The organism is Arsukibacterium sp., from assembly GCF_033721375.1.
Taxonomy (GTDB): domain Bacteria; phylum Pseudomonadota; class Gammaproteobacteria; order Enterobacterales; family Alteromonadaceae; genus Alishewanella.
Genome location: NZ_JAWWAP010000008.1, coordinates 146,630 through 169,561 on the forward strand (window position 1 = coordinate 146,630; position 22,932 = coordinate 169,561).

The window sequence follows — 22,932 nt, forward strand, 5'->3', positions numbered from 1 at the left end:
AGTCGTTTTTTGGAGTAAAAGATGTCAAACAGCAAGCATTGTCGGTTACTAATTCTGGGTTCAGGCCCGGCCGGATATACCGCCGCAGTTTATGCTGCCAGAGCAAATTTAAAACCGGTGCTGCTAACAGGCATGCAACAGGGTGGCCAGCTGACCACCACCACTGAAGTTGAGAACTGGCCGGGCGATGCTCATGGCTTAACCGGTCCGGCGCTGATGGAGCGGATGCAGGCCCATGCCGAAGCGTTTAACACCGAGATTATCTTCGATCATATTCACACTGTTGATTTACAACAGCGGCCATTTACCCTGACCGGCGATAACGGCAGCTATAGCTGCGATGCGTTAATTATCTGTACCGGTGCCTCGGCTAAATATCTGGGTCTGCCGTCAGAAGAAGCCTACAGTGGCCGCGGTGTCTCAGCCTGCGCGACCTGTGATGGGTTTTTCTATCGTAATCAGAAAGTGGCCGTGGTCGGTGGTGGTAATACCGCGGTAGAAGAAGCCCTATATCTGTCGAATATTGCCAGTGAAGTGCATCTTATTCACCGTCGTGACACCTTTAAAGCCGAGAAAATTCTGGTAGACCGTTTAATGGAAAAAGTGGCCGCAGGAAAAATCGTGCTCCACACCCATTGTGTGCTGGAAGAAGTGCTGGGCGACGAAATGGGCGTTACCGGCGTACGTTTAGGGTCAACCAAAGGCGAAGCCGCATCGGAGCTGGCGCTGCAGGGCGTCTTTATTGCCATTGGTCACTCGCCTAATACCGATATTTTTAAAGGCCAGCTGGACATGAATGGCGGTTATTTAAAAGTCGTCAGCGGCACGGAAGGTAATGCCACCCAAACCAGTATTCCCGGTGTGTTTGCTGCCGGTGACGTGTCCGACCATATTTATCGTCAGGCTATTACCTCTGCCGGAACAGGCTGTATGGCTGCGCTGGATGCTGAGCGTTACCTGGATGGTCTGGTAAAATAGCGCAGTCAGCCAGTTCAAATGGCTATTTACCTGCATGAGCTTGACCCTGCCCAACTGTGGTTTCCCCCGGTTGAGCAGGCGCTTGAACAACCCGATGGTTTACTGGCGATGGGCGGCGACTTATCGAGTGGCCGCCTGACACTGGCGTATCGCAGCGGCATTTTCCCCTGGTTCAGCGACGGTGATCCGTTGTTATGGTGGAGCCCGGCGGTACGCGCAGTATTTGCTCCAGCCAGTCTGAAATTTAACCGTACCCTGCGTAAACAATGGCAACGCTCAGCACTGCAGCTGACTCTTAATCATGCGTTTTCCGACGTGATTAACGGCTGTGCCGCGCCGCGCAGGCACCAACCTGAAACCTGGATATTGCCGCCAATGCAACAGGCGTATCAGCAGCTACATCAGCAAGGCCATGCCCATAGTATTGAAGTGTGGCAGGCTGGCAAGCTGGTCGGCGGCCTGTATGGTATTGTTGTTGGCGGCCTGTTTTGTGGCGAGTCAATGTTTAACCGGATACCCAACGGCGCAAAATTTGCGTTACTGGCGCTGCAGCAACATCTTAGCCGGTATGCGCCGGGCTGGATTGACTGTCAGATCCCTAACCCTTTCTTACAGCAATTAGGGGCCGGGACAATTGGCCGCCCGCAATACTTAGCCTTATTGCAGCAACAGGAAATGCTCAAAAGCCCAACCGGCCACTGGCTGCCACAACCGCTAAGCTTACAATATGACTGAGTCTTATTCGGCAACAAAGCGTTCATTACGGTTTGGTTTAACCCAGCCTGCTCCCTGCAGTTACCTGCCCGGCCAACAGGAGCAATTAGTTGTGTTAATGCCGGAAGAGCCCATCAGCGCCGAACTATATCAGCAGCTGCTGGCGCTGAACTTCAGGCGCAGTGGTGAACAAAGCTATACCCCACACTGCCCGGCCTGTAACGCCTGTCAGTCAGTCCGCATTAACCCGCAGCAATGGCAGCCATCCCGCAGCCAGCGCCGGCTGCTGAATAAAGCACAGCGCAGCGGTTTGCAATACCGTCTGGTAACGCAAGCTGATTTAAGCCGCTATTTCCCGCTGTTTGCTGCTTATATCGCGTTTAAGCACGATGATGGCATTATGTACCCGGCAAACGAAGAGCAGCTTAGCAGTATGCTGGCATGCAGCTGGCTGCCGGTGCGCTTTCTGGAGATATACCATCAGCAGCAACTGGTCAGTGTCAGCATTATTGATGAGCTTGCCGACAGCTATTCAGCGGTATACACATTTTTTGCCGAACAGTATCAACACTTTTCGCCTGGCAAACTGGCAATCTGTTATTTGCTGCAGCAAGCCCGGCAGGACAATAAAGCCTATGTTTATTTAGGCTATCTGGTCACGGCCTGTCAAAAGATGGCATATAAGGCTGAATTTCGCCCACAACAACGCTTTATTCAGGGACAATGGCACTCTTTTGCTTAAAAAAGCGCTTGCTGCTTTACTTATTGCTGTGATTTCGGCACAATCTGCGCAGTTTTTTGAAGGTTGACCCCAAATTTATAGAGGCGAGTGCGCTGAATGGCGAAAGAAGACGTAATTGAAATGCAAGGTACCATCCTGGATACATTGCCAAATACCATGTTCAAAGTTGAACTGGAGAATGGTCATGTGGTTATCGCTCACATTTCCGGTAAGATGCGTAAGAACTATATCCGCATTCTGACAGGCGATAAAGTTACCGTTGAATTAACGCCTTATGATTTAAGCAAAGGCCGTATCGTATTCCGTCAGCGTTAAATCCGCTGTAGTCGCAAAAAAACCCGGTACTTACCGGGTTTTTTGTTTGCCGTTAGTTAGACAGCTGCGGCGGAAGAACGCTTAATCCACTAAGGCCATATCCTGCTCGGTCTGATAATCAAAAAACAGTGCATCGTTTTTCAGGCTGACTTTGACATCGCCACCGTGCAACAGCCGACCAAATAAAATCTCATTGGCCAGCGGCTTTTTCAGTTGCTCCTGAATCACCCGGGCCATCGGCCGGGCGCCCATCGCCTGGTCGTAGCCTTTATCAGCCAGCCACTGTCTGGCGTCTGCAGTCAATTCCATCGATACCTGTTTTTTATCAAGTTGTACCTGTAAGTCACAGACAAATTTATCAACAATTTGCAGAATAATGTCCTCAGCCAGGTGTTTAAACCAGATAATGCCATCCAGCCTGTTCCTGAATTCAGGACTAAAGGTACGGTTTATTTCACTTAACGCGTCATGGCTGTGATCCTGCTGTTTAAAGCCAATCGATTTACGTACTGTTTCCTGTACACCGGCATTGGTGGTCATTACCAGCACCACATTCCTGAAATCCACTTTACGGCCATTATTATCAGTTAAGGTACCGTGATCCATTACCTGCAGCAGAATGTTGTAAACATCACTGTGGGCTTTTTCAATCTCATCGAGTAACACCACTGAGTACGGATGCTTTGACACCGCATCAGTCAGCAAGCCACCCTGCTCAAAGCCAACATAACCCGGCGGCGCACCAATCAGTCGGCTGACAGCATGCCGTTCCATGTATTCCGACATATCAAAGCGCAGCAACTCGACACCCATAACTTTGCCAAGTTGTTTAGTCACTTCAGTTTTACCCACCCCGGTCGGGCCGGCAAACAGGAAGCAACCAATCGGTTTTTCTTCGTTACCAAGGCCTGAGCGCGATAAGCGAATGGCCGCCGTCAGCACTTCTATCGGTTCATCCTGACCAAATACCACCAGCTTCAGGTTCCGATCCAGATTTGCCAGCACATCTTTATCAGAGGCCGACACCGACTTCTCAGGGATCCGGGCCATTTTGGCAATCACATGTTCAATTTCGGCAACGTTAATCACTTTTTTGCGTTTCGACGCCGGCAATAAACGCTGGCTGGCACCGGCTTCATCAATCACATCGATGGCCTTGTCCGGTAAATGCCGCTCATTGATATATTTGGCTGACAGCTCCGCTGCAGCCCGGATCGCTTTCTGGGTATACCGCACATTATGATGCTGCTCGTAGCGCTCTTTTAAACCCAGTAAAATCCGGGTGGTGTCTTCCACACTCGGCTCTGTCACATCAATTTTCTGAAAACGCCGCACCAGCGCAGTATCTTTTTCAAAAATACTTTTAAATTCCTGGTACGTCGTCGAGCCCATACAGCGTAAGCGGCCACTCGACAGCAGCGGTTTAATCAGGTTTGAGGCATCCATCACCCCACCAGAGGCGGCACCCGCACCAATCACTGTATGAATTTCATCAATAAATAAAATGGAGTCTTTTTCTTTTTCCAGCTCTTTTAATAACGATTTTAACCGCTTCTCAAAATCACCACGATATTTAGTACCGGCCAGTAAGGCGCCCATATCAAGCGCATAAATGGTGGCATTGGCAATTACTTCAGGCACTTGTTGCTGAACAATCCGATAGGCCAGACCTTCGGCAATGGCGGTTTTGCCAACGCCGGCTTCACCGACCAGTAACGGGTTATTTTTCTTGCGCCGGCACAGAACCTGTACCGCCCGCTCTACTTCACGGTCGCGACCAATCAGCGGGTCAATATGGCCATTTTTAGCCTGCACATTCAGATTACTGGTAAAGTTTTCCAGATACTTGCTCTCTTCGGCAATGGTATCCGTCAGCTCTTCCTGCGGGCTATCATCATGCTGCTCGAGCTTTTCGGTTTTAGTGACGCCATGCGAGATAAAATTAACCACGTCCAGTCGGGTAATATCAATTTTTTTCAGTAAATAAACAGCCTGTGATTCCTGCTCACTGAAAATCGCGACCAGCACATTGGCGCCGGTCACCTCTGATTTGCCGGAAGACTGGACATGAAATACCGCCCGTTGCAGCACCCGCTGAAAACCAAGGGTTGGCTGAGTATCACGCTCAGCATCACCATCAGGCAACACCGGGGTGGTCGAATCAATAAAGCTGGCCAGTTCCAGCCGCAGTTTTTCTATATTGGCACCGCACGATTTTAATGCGTCACCCGCGGCCGGGTTATCCAGCAATGCCAGTAGTAAATGTTCCACCGTCATATATTCATGGCGGCGTTCACGCGCAAACCGGAACGCTAAATTCAACGTCAGTTCCAGATCTTTATTTAACATAGCTTACTCCCAATACCCCTGAGAACCACTTCCAGACCATGCCAAGACATACCTAAGCGCGCTCCATTGTGCACAGCAGCGGATGCTGATGCTCTTTTGCATATTGCTGCACCTGCTGTACTTTCGTTTCGGCAATTTCTGCAGTAAAAATGCCACATACCGCACTGCCCTCGTAATGTACTTTCAACATTATTTCACTGGCTTTCTCATACTGCATATTAAAAAAACGGGTGAGCACATCGATCACGAAGTCCATAGGAGTGTAGTCGTCGTTGTGCAAAATAACCTTATACATTGGTGGCGGACTAACCTTTTGTCGGGTTAACTCTGCCAGGTCGTCATGTTTTGTATCTAAATTTTGCTTACCGCTCATAAACTATAGCCATGCCTGCGCCAACCAGCAAAGGCGCTTATATTAAAAATTAGTAAAAAATTCGCACTATTTTTGCAAATAGCTTGACTGTTTGCTTAAATTATCTACATTAGATGTTGGGGCTGCACTTGTCCCCTTCAAGTACACCTTAGAATACAGAATATAGCTAACTTAGAGAAGGAAGTAAGTAGTATGGCTACCGGTAAAGTAAAATGGTTCAATAATGCCAAAGGATTTGGGTTTATTCGTGAAGATGGCCGTGATGAAGATATCTTCGCGCATTATTCTACCATTAGCATGGATGGCTACCGCACGCTAAAAGCAGGCCAGGATGTGGTGTTCGATTTGTCTGAAGGCCCGAAAGGGCTGCATGCTGTTAATATTAAGCTCCCCGGCGAAGAATAACCTCTCCATCGTTGTACCGACCTGGCATCGGCATCTACTAATAAAAAAGCAGGCATTATGCCTGCTTTTTCTATGTACTGTGCTGCCTGCTAACACCTGGCAGCTGTCGCCAGTTTACAGCGCCTGCAAGGTACGGTTTAACGTGGCGCTCGGACGCATCGCGTTGCTGACCAGGGTATCATCCGGCCGGTAGTAACCGCCAATCTCAACCGGTTTGCCCTGCACACCATTCAGCTCAGCTAAAATCTGCTGCTCATTGGCCTGCATCGCATCTGCCAGCGTTTTAAAACGGGCAGCCAGTGCAGTATCAGTAGTTTGATTCGCCAGCTCCTGTGCCCAGTACAGCGCTAAATAGAAGTGGCTGCCACGATTGTCCAGCTCACCTGCTTTGCGCCGCGGCGATTTGTCGTTATCAAGGAACGTGGCCGTTGCTTTATCCAGACTGTCAGCCAGCACCTTGGCTGCACTGTTTCCGGTAACCTGAGATAAATGTTCCAGCGAAGCAGCCAGCGCCAGAAATTCACCCAGGGAATCCCAGCGCAAGTGGTTTTCTTCAACAAATTGCTCGACATGCTTAGGTGCTGAACCACCGGCACCGGTTTCAAACAAGCCGCCGCCGTTCATCAGTGGCACCACGGACAACATTTTGGCACTGGTACCCAATTCTAAAATCGGGAACAGATCGGTTAAGTAGTCACGTAGTACGTTGCCGGTGACAGAAATGGTGTCCAGGCCCTGGTTGATTCGGGCCAGGGTATGGCGGGTTGCTTCAACCGGTGCCATGATCTGAATATCCAGACCGCTGGTGTCGTGGTCTTTTAAATAATGATCCACTTTTTTAATCAGCTGCGCATCATGTGCCCGCTTACTGTCCAGCCAGAATACCGCTGGTGTGCCGCTTAACCGGGAACGGTTTACAGCCAGTTTTACCCAGTCACGAATAGGCGCATCTTTCACCTGACACATCCGCCAGATATCGCCTTGTTCAACCTGATGACTGAATAACACCTCACCTTTGCTGTTGATCACTTTAACGGTGCCCTTCGCCGCAATTTCGAACGTTTTATCGTGCGAGCCGTATTCTTCGGCTTTTTGCGCCATCAGGCCAACATTCGGTACTGAGCCCATAGTACGGGGATCGAAAGCACCGTTTTCTTTACAGAAATTAATGGTTTCCTGATAAACCCCGGCGTAGCAGCGATCCGGAATAACGGCTTTGGTGTCTTTTAACTGACCATCCGGGCCCCACATCTGGCCGGAGCTGCGGATCATCGCCGGCATCGAAGCGTCGATAATTACATCGCTTGGCACATGTAAATTAGTGATACCTTTATCTGAATTAACCATTGCCATATCTGGCTTTTCAGCATAAAGCGCGGCGATAGCGTCTTTAATTTCCTGCTGTTTTGCTGCCGGCAGGCTGGTAATTTTGGCGTATACATCGCCCAGACCATTGCTAACGTCCACCCCAACCTCAGCAAATTCAGCTGCATATTTGCTGAAAATTTCCTGATAAAACACTTTAACCGCGTGCCCGAACATAATGGGGTCAGACACTTTCATCATGGTGGCTTTTAAATGCAGCGAAAACAGAACATCTTTTGCTTTGGCATCAGCAATCTCAGCCGCAAAAAAATCACGCAGCGCTTTAGCACTCATGGTCGCTGCATCAATGACTTCATCAGCCAGCACGGCAACGTTGTCTTTTAATACACTAACTGCACCATCAGCCTGATGCAGTTCAATCCGCAGGCTATCAGCAGCTGATAAGGTTGTTGACTGCTCAGAGCCATAAAAATCACCGCTGCTCATATGAGCAACATGCGAGGCAGAACTGGACTGCCAGGCGCCCATACTATGCGGGTTTTTCCTGGCATACTGCTTAACCGATGCCGGCGCGCGCCGATCTGAGTTACCTTCACGCAGTACCGGGTTTACCGCACTGCCTTTAATTTTGTCATAGCGACCTTTTACATCACGTTCCTGCTCAGTCTTTGGCTCAGCCGGGTACTCAGGCAAGGCATAGCCCTGGCTTTGCAATTCTTTAATTGCCGCTTTTAACTGCGGCACAGATGCGCTGATATTGGGTAACTTAATAATATTGGCTTCAGGCGTTTTCGCCATTTCACCTAATTCAGCCAACGCATCATTAATTCGCTGCTCAGGCTTTAAAAAGTCCGGAAAGCTGGCAATAATGCGGCCTGATAATGAAATGTCCCGGGTTTCAACAGCAATACCGGCAGCTGAAGAAAATGCCTGGATAACAGGCAGCAAAGAATGAGTGGCCAGCGCTGGCGCTTCATCAGTGATGGTGTAAATGATTGTTGCACTTTCTTTCGACATGTTAGTTCCTGTATTGTAATCGCGGAATGTCCACGGAAGCCCGCGGTCCCCTATGGGAAGTGCCGCGCTAACACTGTAAAACGGTAATTATTGTTTAAAACGCAGCAAAAACAACGGTCGTTAGTATATCAGCATCCAACTGATTAAAACAGGCGCCACCGTACAGGCTGCGCCGTGGTGCAGAGGCCACGCCAACTGACTAACAGGAATTCGTTTTGAAACAGCCAGCGTCTTTTCGCCACAGGCAACATAAGCCAAATCAGAAAAAAAACAATAGGACCAAGGTCGAAATTCCATTATTGGTATTGTTCAATAAACCTTACGATGTGCTTAGCCAGTTTACTGATAACAGCACGCCAGCGCGCTCAACCCTGGCTGACTTTATTCCTTTAAAACAGGTTTATGCTGCCGGCCGGCTCGATCGCGACAGCGAGGGGCTGCTGCTACTGACCAATTGTGGCCAGACTCAGCATCAGCTTAGTGACCCGAAGCACAAGGCACCAAAAACTTACTGGGTACAGGTGGAAGGAAATATCACTGATGACGCCCTGGCACAGCTGCGCAGGGGCGTGCTGTTAAAAGATGGTCCTACCCTGCCTGCTGTGGCCGAGCGCATTAACGAGCCGTCGCTGTGGCCGCGTACGCCCCCTGTCCGCTACCGCGCTAATATTCCTACCAGCTGGCTCAGCCTGACCATCACTGAAGGCCGTAACCGCCAGGTGCGGCGGATGACCGCAGCCGTCGGATTTGCCACCTTGCGCCTGGTACGCGCGCAGATTGGCCCCTGGCAGCTGGCCGAGCTGCAACCAGGGGAATATCGGGTGGTTGAGCTGTAAACGTGTCGGGTCAACAGCCTTTACCGGCAGATAAGCTGCAGCCACGCTGGCGATAACGATTTTTAACCGGCTAAATTAGTGCTATACTCCGCGCCTTATTTTTAGCAGAACCAGTGTGGTGCAATGTCAGCTAACAGCAGTAAAAAAGTCATCGTCGGCATGTCTGGCGGCGTGGATTCGTCCGTATCAGCCTATTTGTTAATCCAGCAGGGTTATCAGGTTGAAGGCCTGTTTATGAAAAACTGGGAAGAAGACGACAATGACGAATACTGTGCTGCCGCTGAAGATATGCAGGATGCACAACAGGTTTGCGATAAACTGGGCATAGTGCTGCACAAGGTAAACTTTGCTGCCGAGTACTGGGACAACGTGTTTGAATATTTTCTGGCTGAATACCGGGCGGGTCGCACCCCTAACCCCGATATCATGTGTAACAAAGAAATAAAATTTAAAGCCTTTCTCGAGTTTGCCGCCGACGCGCTCGGCGCCGACTATATTGCCACCGGTCATTATGTCCGCCGCCGCTTTCATAACGGCCAGTGGCAGTTGCTGCGTGGTTTAGATACCAATAAAGATCAAAGCTACTTTTTATATACGCTGGGCGAACAGCACATTGCTCAGACCCTGTTTCCGGTTGGCGAGTTGGAAAAGCCGGCCGTAAGGGCCATTGCCGAGCAGCAGGGTTTAATAACCCATGACAAAAAAGACTCTACCGGTATCTGCTTTATTGGTGAGCGTAAATTCAAAGATTTTTTACAACAATATCTGCCTGCCCAACCGGGCGATATTGTCAGTTTCGACGATGGCCAGCTACTGGGCCGGCATGACGGCCTGATGTACCACACCCTGGGCCAGCGCAAAGGCTTAAAAATTGGTGGGCTGCGCGAAGGCAGTGATGACCCCTGGTACGTCGTCGCTAAAGATTTAGAGCAAAACCGCTTACTGGTTGCTCAGGGTCATGATCATCCGGCATTACTGGCCAGCGGTCTTACTGCCAGTCAGTTAGACTGGGTTGACCGCCAGGGGCCACAGCAGCCAATGCGCTGCACAGTAAAAACCCGTTACCGGCAGACGGATATCAGCTGTACCCTGACGCCGCAGGCGGATGGCCAGGTTAATGTGGTATTCGACCAGCCGCAAAAAGCCGTTACGCCGGGACAATCCGCGGTATTTTATCTTGATGACGTCTGTCTGGGCGGCGGCATTATCGACAAGGCCATTAAATAATTATGCAATCGTCTTTATCTACTCAAATTATTGCCCTGGCTGGCTTAAGCCAGGCCATTTGTTTACTGCAAAGTCTGGCCCGGCACAACAAACTGGACCCGGAGCAGTATCAGACCACCCTGGCCAGCATTGCCAATCTGACTCCCGAGTCGCCACTGGCGGTATATGGTGATGATCTGAGCAAGATAAGCAGTGGTTTACAGACTATTATTACCCAGCTGGGAGACAGCACAAACCGGGATGTCGAGTTTACCCGTTATCTGGTGGGCGTACTGGCACTGGAACGGAAACTGAATAAAAACCGGGCCAATATGGCAGAGCTTGGCAAACAGCTCTCGCAGCTGGAACGTCAACTGCAGCACTTTGCCGTTACTGATGACACCATCGTCGGTCGGCTGGCTGATATTTACAGTGAGTGTATCAGCAGCCTGGGCAGCCGCATTCAGGTATACGGTCAGCCCGATGTACTAAAGCAAACCTCCGTTCAGCAAAAAGTACGGGCACTGTTACTGGCAGCAGTTCGGGCTGCCGTGCTGTGGCGTCAGGCCGGTGGTAGCCGGCTTAACTTTATTTTTCAACGTCGTAAACTGGTTGCTGCTGCCAAGCATCTGCAGGCACAAACCACATCTTAAACTTCAGGAGTTTTCATGGAACTTAATGCCCTTACCGCCATATCCCCGGTTGACGGCCGCTATGGTAGCAAGACAGTTGAGCTACGCCCGTATTTCAGTGAATTTGGTCTGATTAAATACCGGGTTACTGTTGAAGTACGGTGGTTACAGCAACTGGCGGCTACCGCGGCGATTACCGAAGTTCCGGCTTTGTCAGCTGAAGCCAGTAAATTACTGGATGATATTGTCGACAATTTCAGCCTGGCCGACGCCCAGCGGGTAAAAGATATTGAGCGCACCACTAACCATGATGTAAAAGCAGTGGAATACCTGCTGAAAGAAAAAGTGGCCGCCAACAGTGAGCTGAATGCGATCAGCGAGTTTATCCATTTTGCCTGCACCTCTGAGGATATTAACAACCTGTCGCACGGCTTAATGTTAAGTCAGGCCCGCAGTGAGGTGTTGCTGCCACAATGTGATGCGCTGCTAGGCGCGATAAAAAGCCTGGCTACCGAGCATAAAACGGTCGCGATGATGGCCCGCACCCATGGTCAGCCGGCGTCACCCACCACCATGGGTAAAGAAATGGCCAACGTGTACGCCCGGCTAAAACGCCAGCGCGATCAGATTGCTGCCATCGATATCATGGGCAAAATTAATGGTGCAGTGGGCAATTACAACGCGCATTTATCCGCCTATCCGGATCTGGACTGGCACCAGTTTGCCGAGCAGTTTGTCACAGGTCTGGGGCTAAGCTTTAACCCTTATACCACCCAGATTGAACCGCATGACTATATAGCCGAGCTGTTTGATGCCATCGCCCGTTTCAATACCATATTGCTGGATTTTGACCGTGATATCTGGGGCTATATCGCCCTGGGTCACTTTAAACAAAAAACAGTCGCCGGCGAAATTGGCTCTTCAACCATGCCACACAAAGTTAACCCGATAGATTTTGAAAATTCTGAAGGCAACCTGGGCATCGCCAATGCATTATTCAATCATTTGTCGGCGAAATTACCGGTGTCACGCTGGCAGCGTGACTTAACCGACTCCACCGTCTTGCGCAATCTGGGTATGGGTTTTGGTTATACCTTAATTGCCTATCAGGCAACGCTGAAAGGCATCAGCAAGCTGGAAGTTAATGCCCCGGCGCTGCTCGCCGAATTAGATGCCAACTGGGAACTGCTGGCCGAGCCGGTACAAACGGTTATGCGCAAATACGGCATTGAAAAGCCTTATGAAAAGCTGAAAGAGCTGACCCGTGGCAAACGGATTAACCAGGCCGACTTAGCCCGGTTCATTGACACGCTTGAGCTGCCTGAAGCAGTAAAGACTGAATTAAAGCAGTTAACGCCGGCCAATTACATTGGTGATGCTATAGCGCTGGTAGATAAACTGGCTTAATCGTCAACGTGTGTCGATAGCATAACAGGCATTGTCCGTAGCAATGCCTTTTTAGTTGGAAAGGCCTTATGTACAAACTGAATTTTGCTGATCTTAGCCCGGAGCGGTTTTTAGCCGAGTTCTGGCAAAAAAAACCGCTGTTGCTGAAGCAGGGATTTGCCGGCTTTACTGATCCGCTGTCGGCCGATGAACTGGCCGGACTGGCGCTGGAAGAAGACGTTGAATCAAGGGTGGTGCACTGTGCCAACGGCGACTGGCAACTTGAAACCGATCCGGTAAGTGATTTCAGCCGGTTTGGTGAGCGGGACTGGACTATTCTGGTTCAGGCCGTGGATCACTGGCATGCCGACGCCGCGCGACTGCTGGACCCGTTCCGGTTTATCCCTAACTGGCGGATTGACGATCTGATGGTCAGCTTTTCGACCCCGGGTGGTGGCGTCGGGCCGCATCTGGACCAGTATGATGTGTTTATTATCCAGGGCCAGGGTAAAAGACACTGGCGGGTTGGCATGCCAGACGATAGCTTAAAGCAATTCTGTCCTCATCCCAGGCTATTACAGGTCAGCCCTTTTCAGGCTTGTATCGATGTCGTGATGGAACCTGGCGATATTTTGTATATCCCGCCGGGCTGTCCGCATGAGGGTATTTCACTGGAAAACAGCCTGAATTACTCCGTGGGCTTTCGGGCACCAGCCCAGAAAGACCTGCTGACCGGCCTGGCTGATTACCTGATTGATAATGACATTACCGGCAAGCGCTTTACTGATCCTCAGCGGCCGGTCAGCCAGAGTATCGGCGAGTTGGCCAGTGCCGATCTGGCGCAGGTTAAACAGTTGCTGCAACAACTGGTAAGCGACGAACAAAGCCTGCCGCTATGGTTTGGTCAGTACATCAGCAGAGCCAAGCATGAACTGGATTTACAGGAACCCGATCCGCATTATCAGGCCGATGAAATCGCTGAATATCTGGAAGAAGGCTCACAGTTGACTCTGACCGGCGGCCTACGCTGTTGCTACCATCAGGCCAGTGCTGATGCGGATATCGCTTTATTTATTAATGGTGAGCAGTACCTGTTACCGGGTAACGAGCTAACCACCGCCAAACTGCTTACTGAACAACGGGTACTTGACGAGCAGCAATGCCGTCATTTTCTGGAATTATCAGAGCGGCTGGGCTTGCTGGTGCACTTAATTAATCTGGGCTACTGGCACTTTACCGAATAAACGGCATCGCAGCGCTCAATAAAAAAAACCGCAGGAATTGCGGTTTTTTTATTGTTTGTATGTTGTTCGTTACAGCTTAGGCGCTGGCCTGACCCTGCCACAAACTGTCATCTTCAAATAGCTCATATAATCCCTGGGCTCGGGCTACCAGTAAATTGGCAAAATCGTGCTGGGTTTTATCAACCGACTGACTGCTGACAATCTTTTCGGCTTTCAATTGCCAGTTTAATGAGAATGACCGCATGGCATCACGGGCCGTTGCCGCTGCAGAATATGGCATATGATCGGTAGGTAAATCACCACTTATCACCCAGAATGATTTTTTGTCTCTGGTATTCAATTTCCAAAGGGCAACCAATGGTGGCAGATAACAGCTTTCGGTTACTGCGACGTTATCCGGAATTATCCCTAAACCCGCCAGATAGCGGTTTGCTGCCTGGTACTGATTTCTTACCCACTCTGCCCGCTGTTTTTCAGCGAGTGCCTGTTGTTCCTGTTGCTGTGCCTGAGTTAACTGCTCACTCATTTTATCTGCTTCCACGTCAAAATTTAAAGTTCGATCCCGGTACTTTAAGGGAGTCTGCCAACACAATCAAGCAGCGCTATCAATTGCCGCCAAATAACTTGTCTGACCAGCTATTATTTTTCGCGAAGCATAGCGTAACCCCGGTTGAAATGTTACATTCCGCGGCGCAAAAAAGTGGCGTAGTGCCGCTCATTAACAGCCAGATTAAACCCGAGGGAGAATCAGACGTGGCAGTATTTAATCATCCTGAATTCGATAACCATGAGCAAGTGGTGTTCTGCAGTGATCAGCAAACCGGTTTACGGGCAATTATTGCCGTCCACAGCACCCGCTTAGGCCCGGCTGTCGGTGGCTGTCGCTTGTGGAACTATGCTTCTGATGAAGAAGCCATTGCTGATGTACTTCGGTTATCCCGCGGTATGACATACAAAAACGCCATGGCAGGTTTGCCATTAGGTGGCGGCAAATCAGTGATTATCGGCGATGCAAAAACCATTAAATCTGAAGCACTGTTTCAGGCTTTTGGCCGCATGTTGCATCGGCTTGGTGGCAGTTACTACAGCGCAGAAGACGTAAACATTACCACCGGCGACATTATGCAGGTGCATAAAGTCACGCCTTTTGTTGCCGGTCTGGAAGGCAAAAGCGGTAATCCGGGTCCGTTTACCGCACTAGGTACTTATCAGGGTATTAAAGCTGCTGCAATGCACAAATTTGGCTCTGCCGATTTAGCGGGCAAAACCGTTGCGGTACAAGGTCTGGGCAGTGTTGGTTTTTACCTGTGCGAGCATTTACATAAAGAACGTGCCAAACTTATTGTCACTGATATTAATCAGGCTGCAGTTGATCGGGCGGTTACTCAGTTTGGCGCAACGGCGGTAGGTCTGCACGGCATTTATGAAGTAGAAGCCGACATTTATGCCCCTTGTGCGCTTGGCGCGACCCTGAACGATGAAACCATTGCCCTGTTAAAAGCGAAGGTTGTAGCAGGTTGTGCTAATAACCAGTTAAAACAGGCTCGGCATGGTGAAATGCTGCGCCAGCGCGGTATTCTATATGCACCGGATTACGTGATTAACGCCGGTGGTATTATCAACGTTGCCTGCGAAATGCGGCCTCAGGGTTACAATGAAGCAGAATCGACAGCTAAGGTTAACCAGATTTATCAGACCTTACTAAATATATTTCAGCGCGCCGATGCAGAAGATAAACCCACCAGTGAAATTGCTGATGTTATGGCCCAGGAAATTATCAGCCGCGGCCAGCAATAAAACATCCTGCTACCGACTGAAATAAAGTATAAAAAAAACCGGAGGTGATAACTCCGGTTTTTTATTTTTACTGGCGGACTCTCATCAGGCTTTAGCCGCACCTTGCTTGCTAATCGCCGTTTTTGATAATACCCCCGGTTTAAAACTGTCAACCGAAATTGATTTAAAGCGTAACCGGTTCATTTCAGTTAACTGCGTCGCTTCAGGGTCGCTAATCACCTGCTGCGCTAATGCCTGTTCAATAGTCTCTGTCATTGGCAATTTACGGCCAACTTTACCGTCACGCTGCGCCTGATATATTTTCTTCAGTAGTGGCTGGGCGTTATGCATGGCGACAAACGCCGACTCCATCAGGCCGGTAGCATCATCTTCGCTCTGGCCAATGAAACACAGATGCGTTAACCGATCCCGGATCACACCGGGTTTTGCCAGCGCGCTGCAGATAGCAATGGCAATATCATCTTCCGGCATTTTATAGCCAATTCCAAATGGAAACACCAGGGTCCGGATAATCCGGGCTACTATCCGGTTCGGGAAATTCGCCAGGAAGCCGTCAAAGGCCTTACCAATTTCAAATAATGAGCGCTGTATACTGTAATGAACAAAAGGCAAATCAGCGTGCTGACGACCGTTATCTTCATAAAACTTCAGTACTGCTGAGGCAATATATAACTGGCTTAACACATCTCCCAACCTGGCAGATAACATTTCTTTGCGTTTTAAATCACCACCTAACATCAGCATTGAAACATCAGCACTTAGCGCCAGCGCCCGGCTCATCCGGCTTAGCTGCTTATAATAGCGGGCGGTTTCACCGGCAACCGGTGCGCTGTTAAAGGCGCCTGCTGTCAGGCCCTGCCACAATGCCGCGAAAGTATTACCAATAGCAAATCCAACATGATTAAGCAGTAATTTATCAAACTGTTTCAGGCCCTCTTCTGCATCGGGGTTAGCCGCAGCTTCCAGCTCAGCCAGCACATAAGGATGGCAGCGGGTGGCGCCCTGGCCGAATATCATCAGGTTGCGGGTCAGAATGTTGGCACCTTCAACGGTAATGGAGATCGGGATCCCCATATAGCCATGGGCCAGATAATTCATTGGTCCGCACTGAATAGCCCGCCCGGCATGGATATCAAATGCATCATTTAACAGAGTGCGCGACATTTCTGTCATATGGTATTTGGCAATGGCGGTTACCACTGATGGGCTCAGTTTTAAGTCTATCGCCCCGGCTGTCATTACCCGCATGGCCTCCAGGGTATAGGTAAAGGCACCAATTCTTGCCATACCTTCCTGGACCCCTTCAAATTTACCAATCGACATACCAAACTGCTGGCGGACATAACCATAAGCGCTGGTCATCCGGGTGGCCAAATGGCCGGTAGCCGTCGCCAGAGCCGGCAATGATATCCCCCGCCCTGCCGATAAGCATTCAACCAGCATCCGCCAGCCGCGGCCGGCATAGTCAGGGCCACCAATAATCCAGTCGATAGGGATAAACACATCTTTACCGTAAGTGGTTCCGTTCATAAAGGCCATATTCATCGGAAAATGCCGATCGCCAATTTCCACCCCCGGATGGCTGGTCGGGATCAGCGCACAGGTAATACCCAGCTCTTCTTTATCGCCCAGTAATTTTTCGGGATCGTACAGTTTAAAAGCGAGTCCCAGTACCGTGGCAACCGGTGCCAGCGTAATGTAACGCTTATCCCAGTTCAGCTTAATACCAAGCACTTGCTTGCCTTCAAATTCACCTTTACAAATAATTCCGGTGTCTGGAATACCGCCGGCATCAGAACCCGCTTCCGGGCCCGTCAGGGCAAAACAGGGCACATGAGTGCCATTCGCCAGATCTGGCAGCCAGAAGTCTTTTTGCTCCTGAGTACCATAATGCATCAGCAATTCACCCGGGCCCAGCGAGTTAGGCACCATTACGGTCACCGCCGCGGTTAAGCTTCGGGTAGCAATCCGCGAAACAATAGTAGAGTTAGCAATAGCAGAAAATTCCCGACCGCCATAGGCTTTAGGAATGATCATCGCAAAAAAGCCTTCGCGCTTAATGTAATCCCAGACTTCTTTGGGTAAATCCCGGTCTTCCTGCACGATTTTATAGTCATCCAGCATCGCCAGCAGGGTTTCCACCTGATTGTCCATAAAGGCCTGTTCATCTTCAGACAATTCGGCTTTGGGAATACTGTGCAGTTTTTGCCAGTCTGGCTTACCTTTAAATAACTCGCCATCCCACCAGACATCACCGGCTTCCATCGCTTCGCGTTCAGTGTCAGACAACGGCGGCAGGATTTTTTTAAATACCGCAAATACCGGTTTACTGATCAGACTGCGCCGGATATCGGTCACCCCGAGTACCACAACCACTGCCAATACCAAAATTAACAATATTTCCATAACACTTTCCTTTAAGTACCAGAGCGCAACTGCTGCTGAGGGTTTGAACGGGTATAAACGGGCGCGGCAATACCTGCTGCCAGATAAGGCAGCAGACGTTGAATTACACCTTCAATATCAACTTCTTCACTAAAATCTGCTTCGGCAATTTCGGCAAGCGCTTCGTTTGACGCCATGGTAAACACCACAGTGCCCAGCGAGAAATGCAACCGCCAGAACAGTTCGCTGGCAGGTAACTGGGGACAGGATTGCTGCACCAGTAACACAAACTTATCCAGTACCCGGCCATAATGATGGTTAATAAACCAGCGTAAATGCCCCTGGACATCAGTATAGCCCCGCCCCAGTAGCTGCAAAAAAATCCGGGTGCCATTGTGATGAACTGAATTGAGTTCCAGCAGCGGTTTAACAAACACTGCCAACACCTGGGTTAAATTGTTAGGCTGCTGCGAGGCCAGCAACTGGCTGAATTCCTGATCTAACCTGGCCATCAGCACCCGTAAATAACGTTGCAGCACGGCCTGGATCAGCTCTTTCTTAGAGCCAAAATGATAATTAACCGCCGCCAGATTCACTTCAGCTACACTGGTGATCTGGCGCAGTGAGGTGTCATTAAAACCTGTTTCAGCAAACAGACTCTGGGCGGCGTCCAGAATTTTTTGTTGGGTATTTTGCTTTGCAACCATCATCATCGCCCAAATTTAAACAGGTGTTTGAAATGTACGTTTGAACCGTTAGGATGTCAAGCGCCAAACAGCTTACTGGTCTGACAACATTATTGATTTTTTCTAAACGCTTCATTTTTCAGCGTTAATCCGAAAACAAATCAGAGGCTGAAAAAATCGCTTGACATTATCTGGCTGCTGAGCGAACTTTGCTGTTAACAAAAACCAACCGGAGAGTAGCCTGATGCAAAAATGCGCCCGCAGTCATTGTTACTATTGCTCTCCGTTCTACCTGTCTGAATGGTTCAATAATTAGTTCTCCCTCTGCGTCAGGCAGAGGCTTCCCCGTGCAGCATCATAAAAAATAGCATTTAAAACCATCCCGGTATTTTGCTGCCTTTAAATTGCCTGCAGGGTGTACCCCCGTTTCTGCTTTGACGCACTTTTCCCTTTTTTAATCAGATTGCCGTTAAAGGCAACGTTTGTAATCCAGAGGAATGTGTATGTACTTTAAAGCAAAAATGAAGCTATCCACCTTAAGCGTCGCCGTCATGCTGGCTGCCACCGGCCAGCATGTAATGGCTGCAGAGGAAACCACTGCTGAAGAGCAGAAAATAGAAAAAATCCAGATCACCGGTTCGCGTTTAAAAGGCGTGGACATGGAAGGCGCAAACCCGGTACAGGTGTTTAGCCGCGAAGACATGACCAAGCGCGGTTATGACAGCGTAGGGGCATTTCTACGCGACCTGCCTCAGGCATCCAGTGCCGGCACCTTTACCGAAAACGGTGGTGTCGGCGGTGCTGACGGCGCCCCAGCCGGCTCGTCCGGTGTCAGTTTGCGTGGCCTTGGCAGTAGTTCAACCCTGGTGTTAGTCAATGGCCGCCGGGTAGCTGTCGATTCGTTTACCAATGGTTTTGATTCTTTCGTAAACGTTAACGCTATCCCAATGTCAGCCTTAGAGCGGGTCGAAGTGTTAACCGATGGCGCCTCATCAGTTTATGGCTCTGACGCTATCGCCGGGGTAATTAACTTTATTCTGCGTAAAGATGTGGAAGGCCACGAAGTATCGGTATCTTACGGTGATGATACCAAAAGCAGTAATTTTGGCCGGACTAACCTGACCTACGTGGGTGGCTTTAACACAGAAAACAGCAACACCACGCTGGTAGTGGACTACTTTGACCGTAACGCCCTGTTTAACAGTGACCGGCCGATTGACGTCACATTAAAATCCAGTACCCGGGTCAGCATCGATGGTACTGATTATGCAGAGCCCTGGTGTGGTGATGATGTCAGCAACGGTGGCACCCGCTGTCGTTATGACTACGTTATTGAACGGGCTATTCAGCCAGACACCACGACCATCGGAGCTACCCTGCACCATAATTACCGGCTGGCTAATGGTAACGAGTTTTTTGCCGAAGCCATGCTGCAGAATAATACCGGCTCAGCATACGACTCGGCTGCAGCCTTTGATGTGCGGCTAGCGGGTGACTCATCGTTAGTGCCACAATGGGCACGTGATATCGACGCTGCCGATGGCGAGGTAAACCAAATCCGGGTTCGTTCACGTTTTCCGGAAACCCGGATACAGGATTACGATACCACCAGCTACCGGGTATTAGCAGGCCTGCGGGGCGAACTTGGCATGTGGTCATGGGAAAGTGCGGCAACCTACGGTAAAACAGAAAACGAAATTACCCATGTGCAGGGTTACATGGGCATCGACAAAGTAAACGATGCTATTGCCAGTGGCAGTTTCAACCCGTTTAATTTAGGCCGGGACAACAGTGCCAGTGCTATTGCAGCGGTGCGGGAACTTGCGCCACGGGTTGGTGAATCTGAAGTATTCTCAGTTGACTTTAATATTGCCGGTGATTTAAACATTGAGTTACCGGCCGGCAATATCAGTGCGGTATTTGGTGGTGAATTCAGAAGTGAAGACATTTTTGACCGTCCTGCCGAGATAGCACAATCGGGTGGTGTATTCGCGCTGGGCGCCAGTGATGCAGCCGCAGATCGGACTCAATATGCCGCTTATGGTGAATTTAACCTGCCGCTGACTGATAATCTGGATATGATTGCCGCTGTTCGCTACGATCATTACAGCGACTTTGGTGGTGACACCAACCCGAAATTATCACTTCGTTACCGGGCAACCGATGATTTAATTCTCCGCGCTTCCTGGAGCACCGGCTTCAGAGCACCGTCCTTGTCACAGCTGGGCGCCGGTGAATCATTAAGCTCTGCTTACATTAATTGTGGTGCCGGGCAGCCGTTTGATGCGCTGTGTGGTGATTTTGGCGCGACCGCCGGTGAGTTGGAGCTTGATCAGGAGACACTTGGCAATCGTGGCCTGAACGCGGAAAACTCTGAAGCCGTTAACGTAGGTGTTTCATGGAACCTGACAGATAACCTGCAAATTACTGCAGATTACTGGCGCTATGAACATACTGATATTGTTGATGTTGATGCTAACACTACCCTCAAAGCCTGTATTGCCGGTACCGCCCCCACCACCACCAGTATTGACGCGCTAAATGGTGAGTTTGGTTGCGTACTGGATGCCGGTGATGATTTGGTGTTTCTCAGAACCGGCTTTTTCAACGTCGGTCGTCAGGAAACGGATGGCGTTGATATTAAACTGAACTATCAGCTGAATACCGACAGCCTGGGTACCTTTAAGCTGTATGCAACCGGCACCAAAACCTTTTCTTATGAGCGGCAGATAAATCCGGAAAGTGGCAGTGAAGACTTACTGGGTAAACTCAGCGGCGCTAATGAAATCGCCCGGCCAGACTTTGTTGCAGATTTTGGCACTGACTGGAGCCTGAATAACTGGACTGCCAGTTTATCTGCGCACTACATCAGTGAACTGGGTGACGGTGATTTTAAATTTGGTGGTAACGAAACCGTTGATGCCTGGCTGGTATTCAGCGGCAGTGTCGGTTACGAGTTGACAGATAGCCAGCGTGTGTTACTGACTGTCCGCAACCTGACGGATGAAAAGCCGTCTTATGCATCGTCACCCACTAATGGCTATGCCAGTTCTGTTCATGACTGGATTGGTACCCTGTGGACTGTCAGATATACCGTAAATTTCTAACAGGCTCGGATATTAATACTGATCCTACACAATAAAGGGGCTGAAAAGCCCCTTATCTTTCAGTTAACGCTGGCGCCTGTGTCTATCCTTACTTAAACTCTCTGTCTGAGTAGTAATTCTCTGAAAACGGAGTGGCAGTTGTCTGCACTGAAAATTAAACCCGAACAAGTTAAATTAGGCTATGCCATAAAGTTACCCAGTGGCTGGATGAAGCATCCGTTTCTGTCAAGCAATATGGTGATTGAAAACCAGCAGCAGCTGCATATTATAAAGAATCTTGGCCTGGAATATGTTTATTTTTATCCTGAAAAAAGCAAACAGATAACAGAGCAGATAACTGAACTTTCCGAAAGCGAGGAAATAGAATTTAACAGCAAAATGTCCGAAGCTCAGGCCAGGATGCTTGATGAAAAAATGCGCAGAATTGAGCAGGCTAAAGCACACCGGCGGGATATTCAGAAAACCGAGAAAGCCTTTAATCATTCGTTAAATCAGGTACGCGACCTGATGAAGCAAGTTAGCAGCCGGCCGTTAAATGCCATTACTGAAGCGTCTCAGCTTATCGGCCAGCTGGTCGACACTATTGTTAATGCAGAGAGCCTGATCCTGCATTTAATTTCATCCGGCAACAAAGATCAGGAAACCTTGTATTACCATGTGCTTAACGTTTCTATTGTCAGTATGATGCTGGCCCGTAATCTGGGCTTTTCAGCGGAAGACATTAAAATTACCGGTATAGGCGCATTGTTTCATGACATCGGCAAACTAAAAATACCCAGCCAGATCCTGCGTAAAACAACGCCGCTTACGGCTCCGGAACAAAATTTATTAAAACTGCATACCAAGTACGGCACCGATCTGGTCGGGCTGGCCGATACCTTTCCCCTTGAGGCCTGGCCAATAATTGAACAGCACCATGAATATCTGGACGGCACCGGTTATCCCAAAGGCCTGCGTGATGAGCAAATTAATAAACTGGCGCATATTGTTGCCGTGGTAAATGAGTTTGATAATCTGTGCCATCCGGCAGACCCTGCCAAAGCACGCTCTCCCCATCATGCGCTGGCATACCTCTATCGCAGTATGAAAGGCAAGCTGGATGACAAAACGATGCGGGTTATGATCAAAATGATGGGCGTATACCCACCCGGTACTGTGGTAATGCTAAGCGACCAGCGAATAGCAATGGTGATGTCAGTTAACAGTGACAGCCTGCTGCAACCCAACGTTATGATTTATGAGCCCGAAGTGCCGCGCCTCGAAGCACCGGTTATCAGTCTGGACAGCGACGCTCTCAGTATCAGCAAGGTGCTGCCCATTGCCAGTCTGCCCGAGCGGGTCAGAGAATACCTGAACCCCAGAGCGCAGGTCAGTTATTATGTGCAGGGCAAACCGGGTTAAGCTGGCTGAAAGATAACTTAGATAACAACATGG

19 protein-coding genes are annotated in these 22,932 nt (G+C 49.6%); 13 read left to right on the forward strand and 6 right to left on the reverse strand.

Annotation, left to right across the window (positions count from 1 at the left end; all coding sequences use genetic code 11):
- Positions 1-21 precede the first annotated feature (21 nt).
- The 4 genes from trxB to infA all read left to right on the forward strand — a co-directional run bounded on the left by trxB (position 22) and on the right by infA (position 2,749).
- Complete coding sequence (gene trxB, locus R3187_RS13780) at positions 22-978, forward strand: thioredoxin-disulfide reductase (RefSeq protein ID WP_318967636.1); 957 nt, start codon at positions 22-24, stop codon at positions 976-978.
- 18 nt (positions 979-996) lie between these two features.
- On the forward strand, positions 997-1,713 hold the full coding sequence (gene aat, locus R3187_RS13785) for a leucyl/phenylalanyl-tRNA--protein transferase (RefSeq protein WP_318967637.1): 717 nt from the start codon (positions 997-999) through the stop codon (positions 1,711-1,713).
- Positions 1,706-2,434: an arginyltransferase gene (locus tag R3187_RS13790; protein WP_318967638.1), complete on the forward strand. Its 729-nt coding sequence runs from the start codon at positions 1,706-1,708 to the stop codon at positions 2,432-2,434. Before aat ends, R3187_RS13790 begins: the two co-directional genes overlap by 8 nt.
- A gap of 96 nt (positions 2,435-2,530) precedes the next feature.
- Complete coding sequence (gene infA / locus R3187_RS13795; RefSeq protein ID WP_019676586.1) at positions 2,531-2,749, forward strand: translation initiation factor IF-1; 219 nt, start codon at positions 2,531-2,533, stop codon at positions 2,747-2,749.
- Positions 2,750-2,830: 81 nt separating this feature from the next.
- Here the strand turns inward: infA and clpA are convergent, their stop codons facing one another.
- Together clpA and clpS are read right to left on the reverse strand one after the other, a co-directional pair.
- On the reverse strand, positions 2,831-5,098 hold the full coding sequence (gene clpA, locus R3187_RS13800) for an ATP-dependent Clp protease ATP-binding subunit ClpA (RefSeq protein WP_318967639.1): 2,268 nt from the start codon (positions 5,096-5,098) through the stop codon (positions 2,831-2,833).
- Between the two features lie 52 nt (positions 5,099-5,150).
- Positions 5,151-5,471: an ATP-dependent Clp protease adapter ClpS gene (gene clpS, locus R3187_RS13805; RefSeq protein ID WP_318967640.1), complete on the reverse strand. Its 321-nt coding sequence runs from the start codon at positions 5,469-5,471 to the stop codon at positions 5,151-5,153.
- A gap of 192 nt (positions 5,472-5,663) precedes the next feature.
- On the opposite strand from clpS, the gene cspD reads away from it, so the two are divergent.
- The gene (gene cspD / locus R3187_RS13810; RefSeq protein WP_019676583.1) at positions 5,664-5,876 is read left to right on the forward strand and encodes a cold shock domain-containing protein CspD; all 213 of its coding nucleotides are present in this window, start codon (positions 5,664-5,666) and stop codon (positions 5,874-5,876) included.
- A 114-nt stretch (positions 5,877-5,990) separates the two neighbouring features.
- On the opposite strand, the gene R3187_RS13815 is transcribed toward cspD, so the two are convergent.
- Entirely contained in the window at positions 5,991-8,219 is a 2,229-nt protein-coding gene (locus R3187_RS13815) for an NADP-dependent isocitrate dehydrogenase (protein WP_318967641.1), read from the reverse strand.
- 290 nt (positions 8,220-8,509) lie between these two features.
- On the opposite strand from R3187_RS13815, the gene R3187_RS13820 reads away from it, so the two are divergent.
- From R3187_RS13820 to R3187_RS13840, 5 genes are all read left to right on the forward strand, one after another.
- Positions 8,510-9,055, forward strand: a complete 546-nt coding sequence (locus tag R3187_RS13820; RefSeq protein WP_318967762.1) for a pseudouridine synthase — start codon at positions 8,510-8,512, stop codon at positions 9,053-9,055.
- Between the two features lie 123 nt (positions 9,056-9,178).
- Complete coding sequence (mnmA, locus tag R3187_RS13825) at positions 9,179-10,282, forward strand: tRNA 2-thiouridine(34) synthase MnmA (protein WP_318967642.1); 1,104 nt, start codon at positions 9,179-9,181, stop codon at positions 10,280-10,282.
- A 2-nt stretch (positions 10,283-10,284) separates the two neighbouring features.
- The gene (gene hflD / locus R3187_RS13830) at positions 10,285-10,914 is read left to right on the forward strand and encodes a high frequency lysogenization protein HflD (RefSeq protein ID WP_318967643.1); all 630 of its coding nucleotides are present in this window, start codon (positions 10,285-10,287) and stop codon (positions 10,912-10,914) included.
- Between the two features lie 15 nt (positions 10,915-10,929).
- Positions 10,930-12,300, forward strand: a complete 1,371-nt coding sequence (purB, locus tag R3187_RS13835) for an adenylosuccinate lyase (RefSeq protein ID WP_318967644.1) — start codon at positions 10,930-10,932, stop codon at positions 12,298-12,300.
- Positions 12,301-12,368: 68 nt separating this feature from the next.
- Positions 12,369-13,523 (forward strand): cupin domain-containing protein, encoded by a 1,155-nt coding sequence (locus tag R3187_RS13840; RefSeq protein WP_318967645.1) that lies wholly within the window; start codon positions 12,369-12,371, stop codon positions 13,521-13,523.
- A 76-nt stretch (positions 13,524-13,599) separates the two neighbouring features.
- On the opposite strand, the gene R3187_RS13845 is transcribed toward R3187_RS13840, so the two are convergent.
- The gene (locus R3187_RS13845; RefSeq protein WP_318967646.1) at positions 13,600-14,049 is read right to left on the reverse strand and encodes a DUF4826 family protein; all 450 of its coding nucleotides are present in this window, start codon (positions 14,047-14,049) and stop codon (positions 13,600-13,602) included.
- A gap of 149 nt (positions 14,050-14,198) precedes the next feature.
- Here R3187_RS13845 and R3187_RS13850 point away from each other — a divergent pair, with 149 nt between their 5' ends.
- Entirely contained in the window at positions 14,199-15,320 is a 1,122-nt protein-coding gene (locus R3187_RS13850; RefSeq protein ID WP_318967647.1) for an amino acid dehydrogenase, read from the forward strand.
- Between the two features lie 84 nt (positions 15,321-15,404).
- Here R3187_RS13850 and R3187_RS13855 read toward each other — a convergent pair whose 3' ends face one another.
- Positions 15,405-17,726: an acyl-CoA dehydrogenase gene (locus R3187_RS13855; protein WP_318967648.1), complete on the reverse strand. Its 2,322-nt coding sequence runs from the start codon at positions 17,724-17,726 to the stop codon at positions 15,405-15,407.
- A gap of 11 nt (positions 17,727-17,737) precedes the next feature.
- On the reverse strand, positions 17,738-18,412 hold the full coding sequence (locus tag R3187_RS13860; protein ID WP_318967649.1) for a TetR/AcrR family transcriptional regulator: 675 nt from the start codon (positions 18,410-18,412) through the stop codon (positions 17,738-17,740).
- A gap of 482 nt (positions 18,413-18,894) precedes the next feature.
- On the opposite strand from R3187_RS13860, the gene R3187_RS13865 reads away from it, so the two are divergent.
- Together R3187_RS13865 and R3187_RS13870 are read left to right on the forward strand one after the other, a co-directional pair.
- Positions 18,895-21,498 (forward strand): TonB-dependent receptor, encoded by a 2,604-nt coding sequence (locus R3187_RS13865; protein WP_318967650.1) that lies wholly within the window; start codon positions 18,895-18,897, stop codon positions 21,496-21,498.
- Positions 21,499-21,636: 138 nt separating this feature from the next.
- Positions 21,637-22,899 carry an HD-GYP domain-containing protein gene (locus R3187_RS13870; RefSeq protein WP_318967651.1) on the forward strand — a complete coding sequence of 421 codons (1,263 nt, stop codon included), beginning with the start codon at positions 21,637-21,639 and terminating at the stop codon, positions 22,897-22,899.
- The last annotated feature ends 33 nt before the right edge of the window (positions 22,900-22,932 follow it).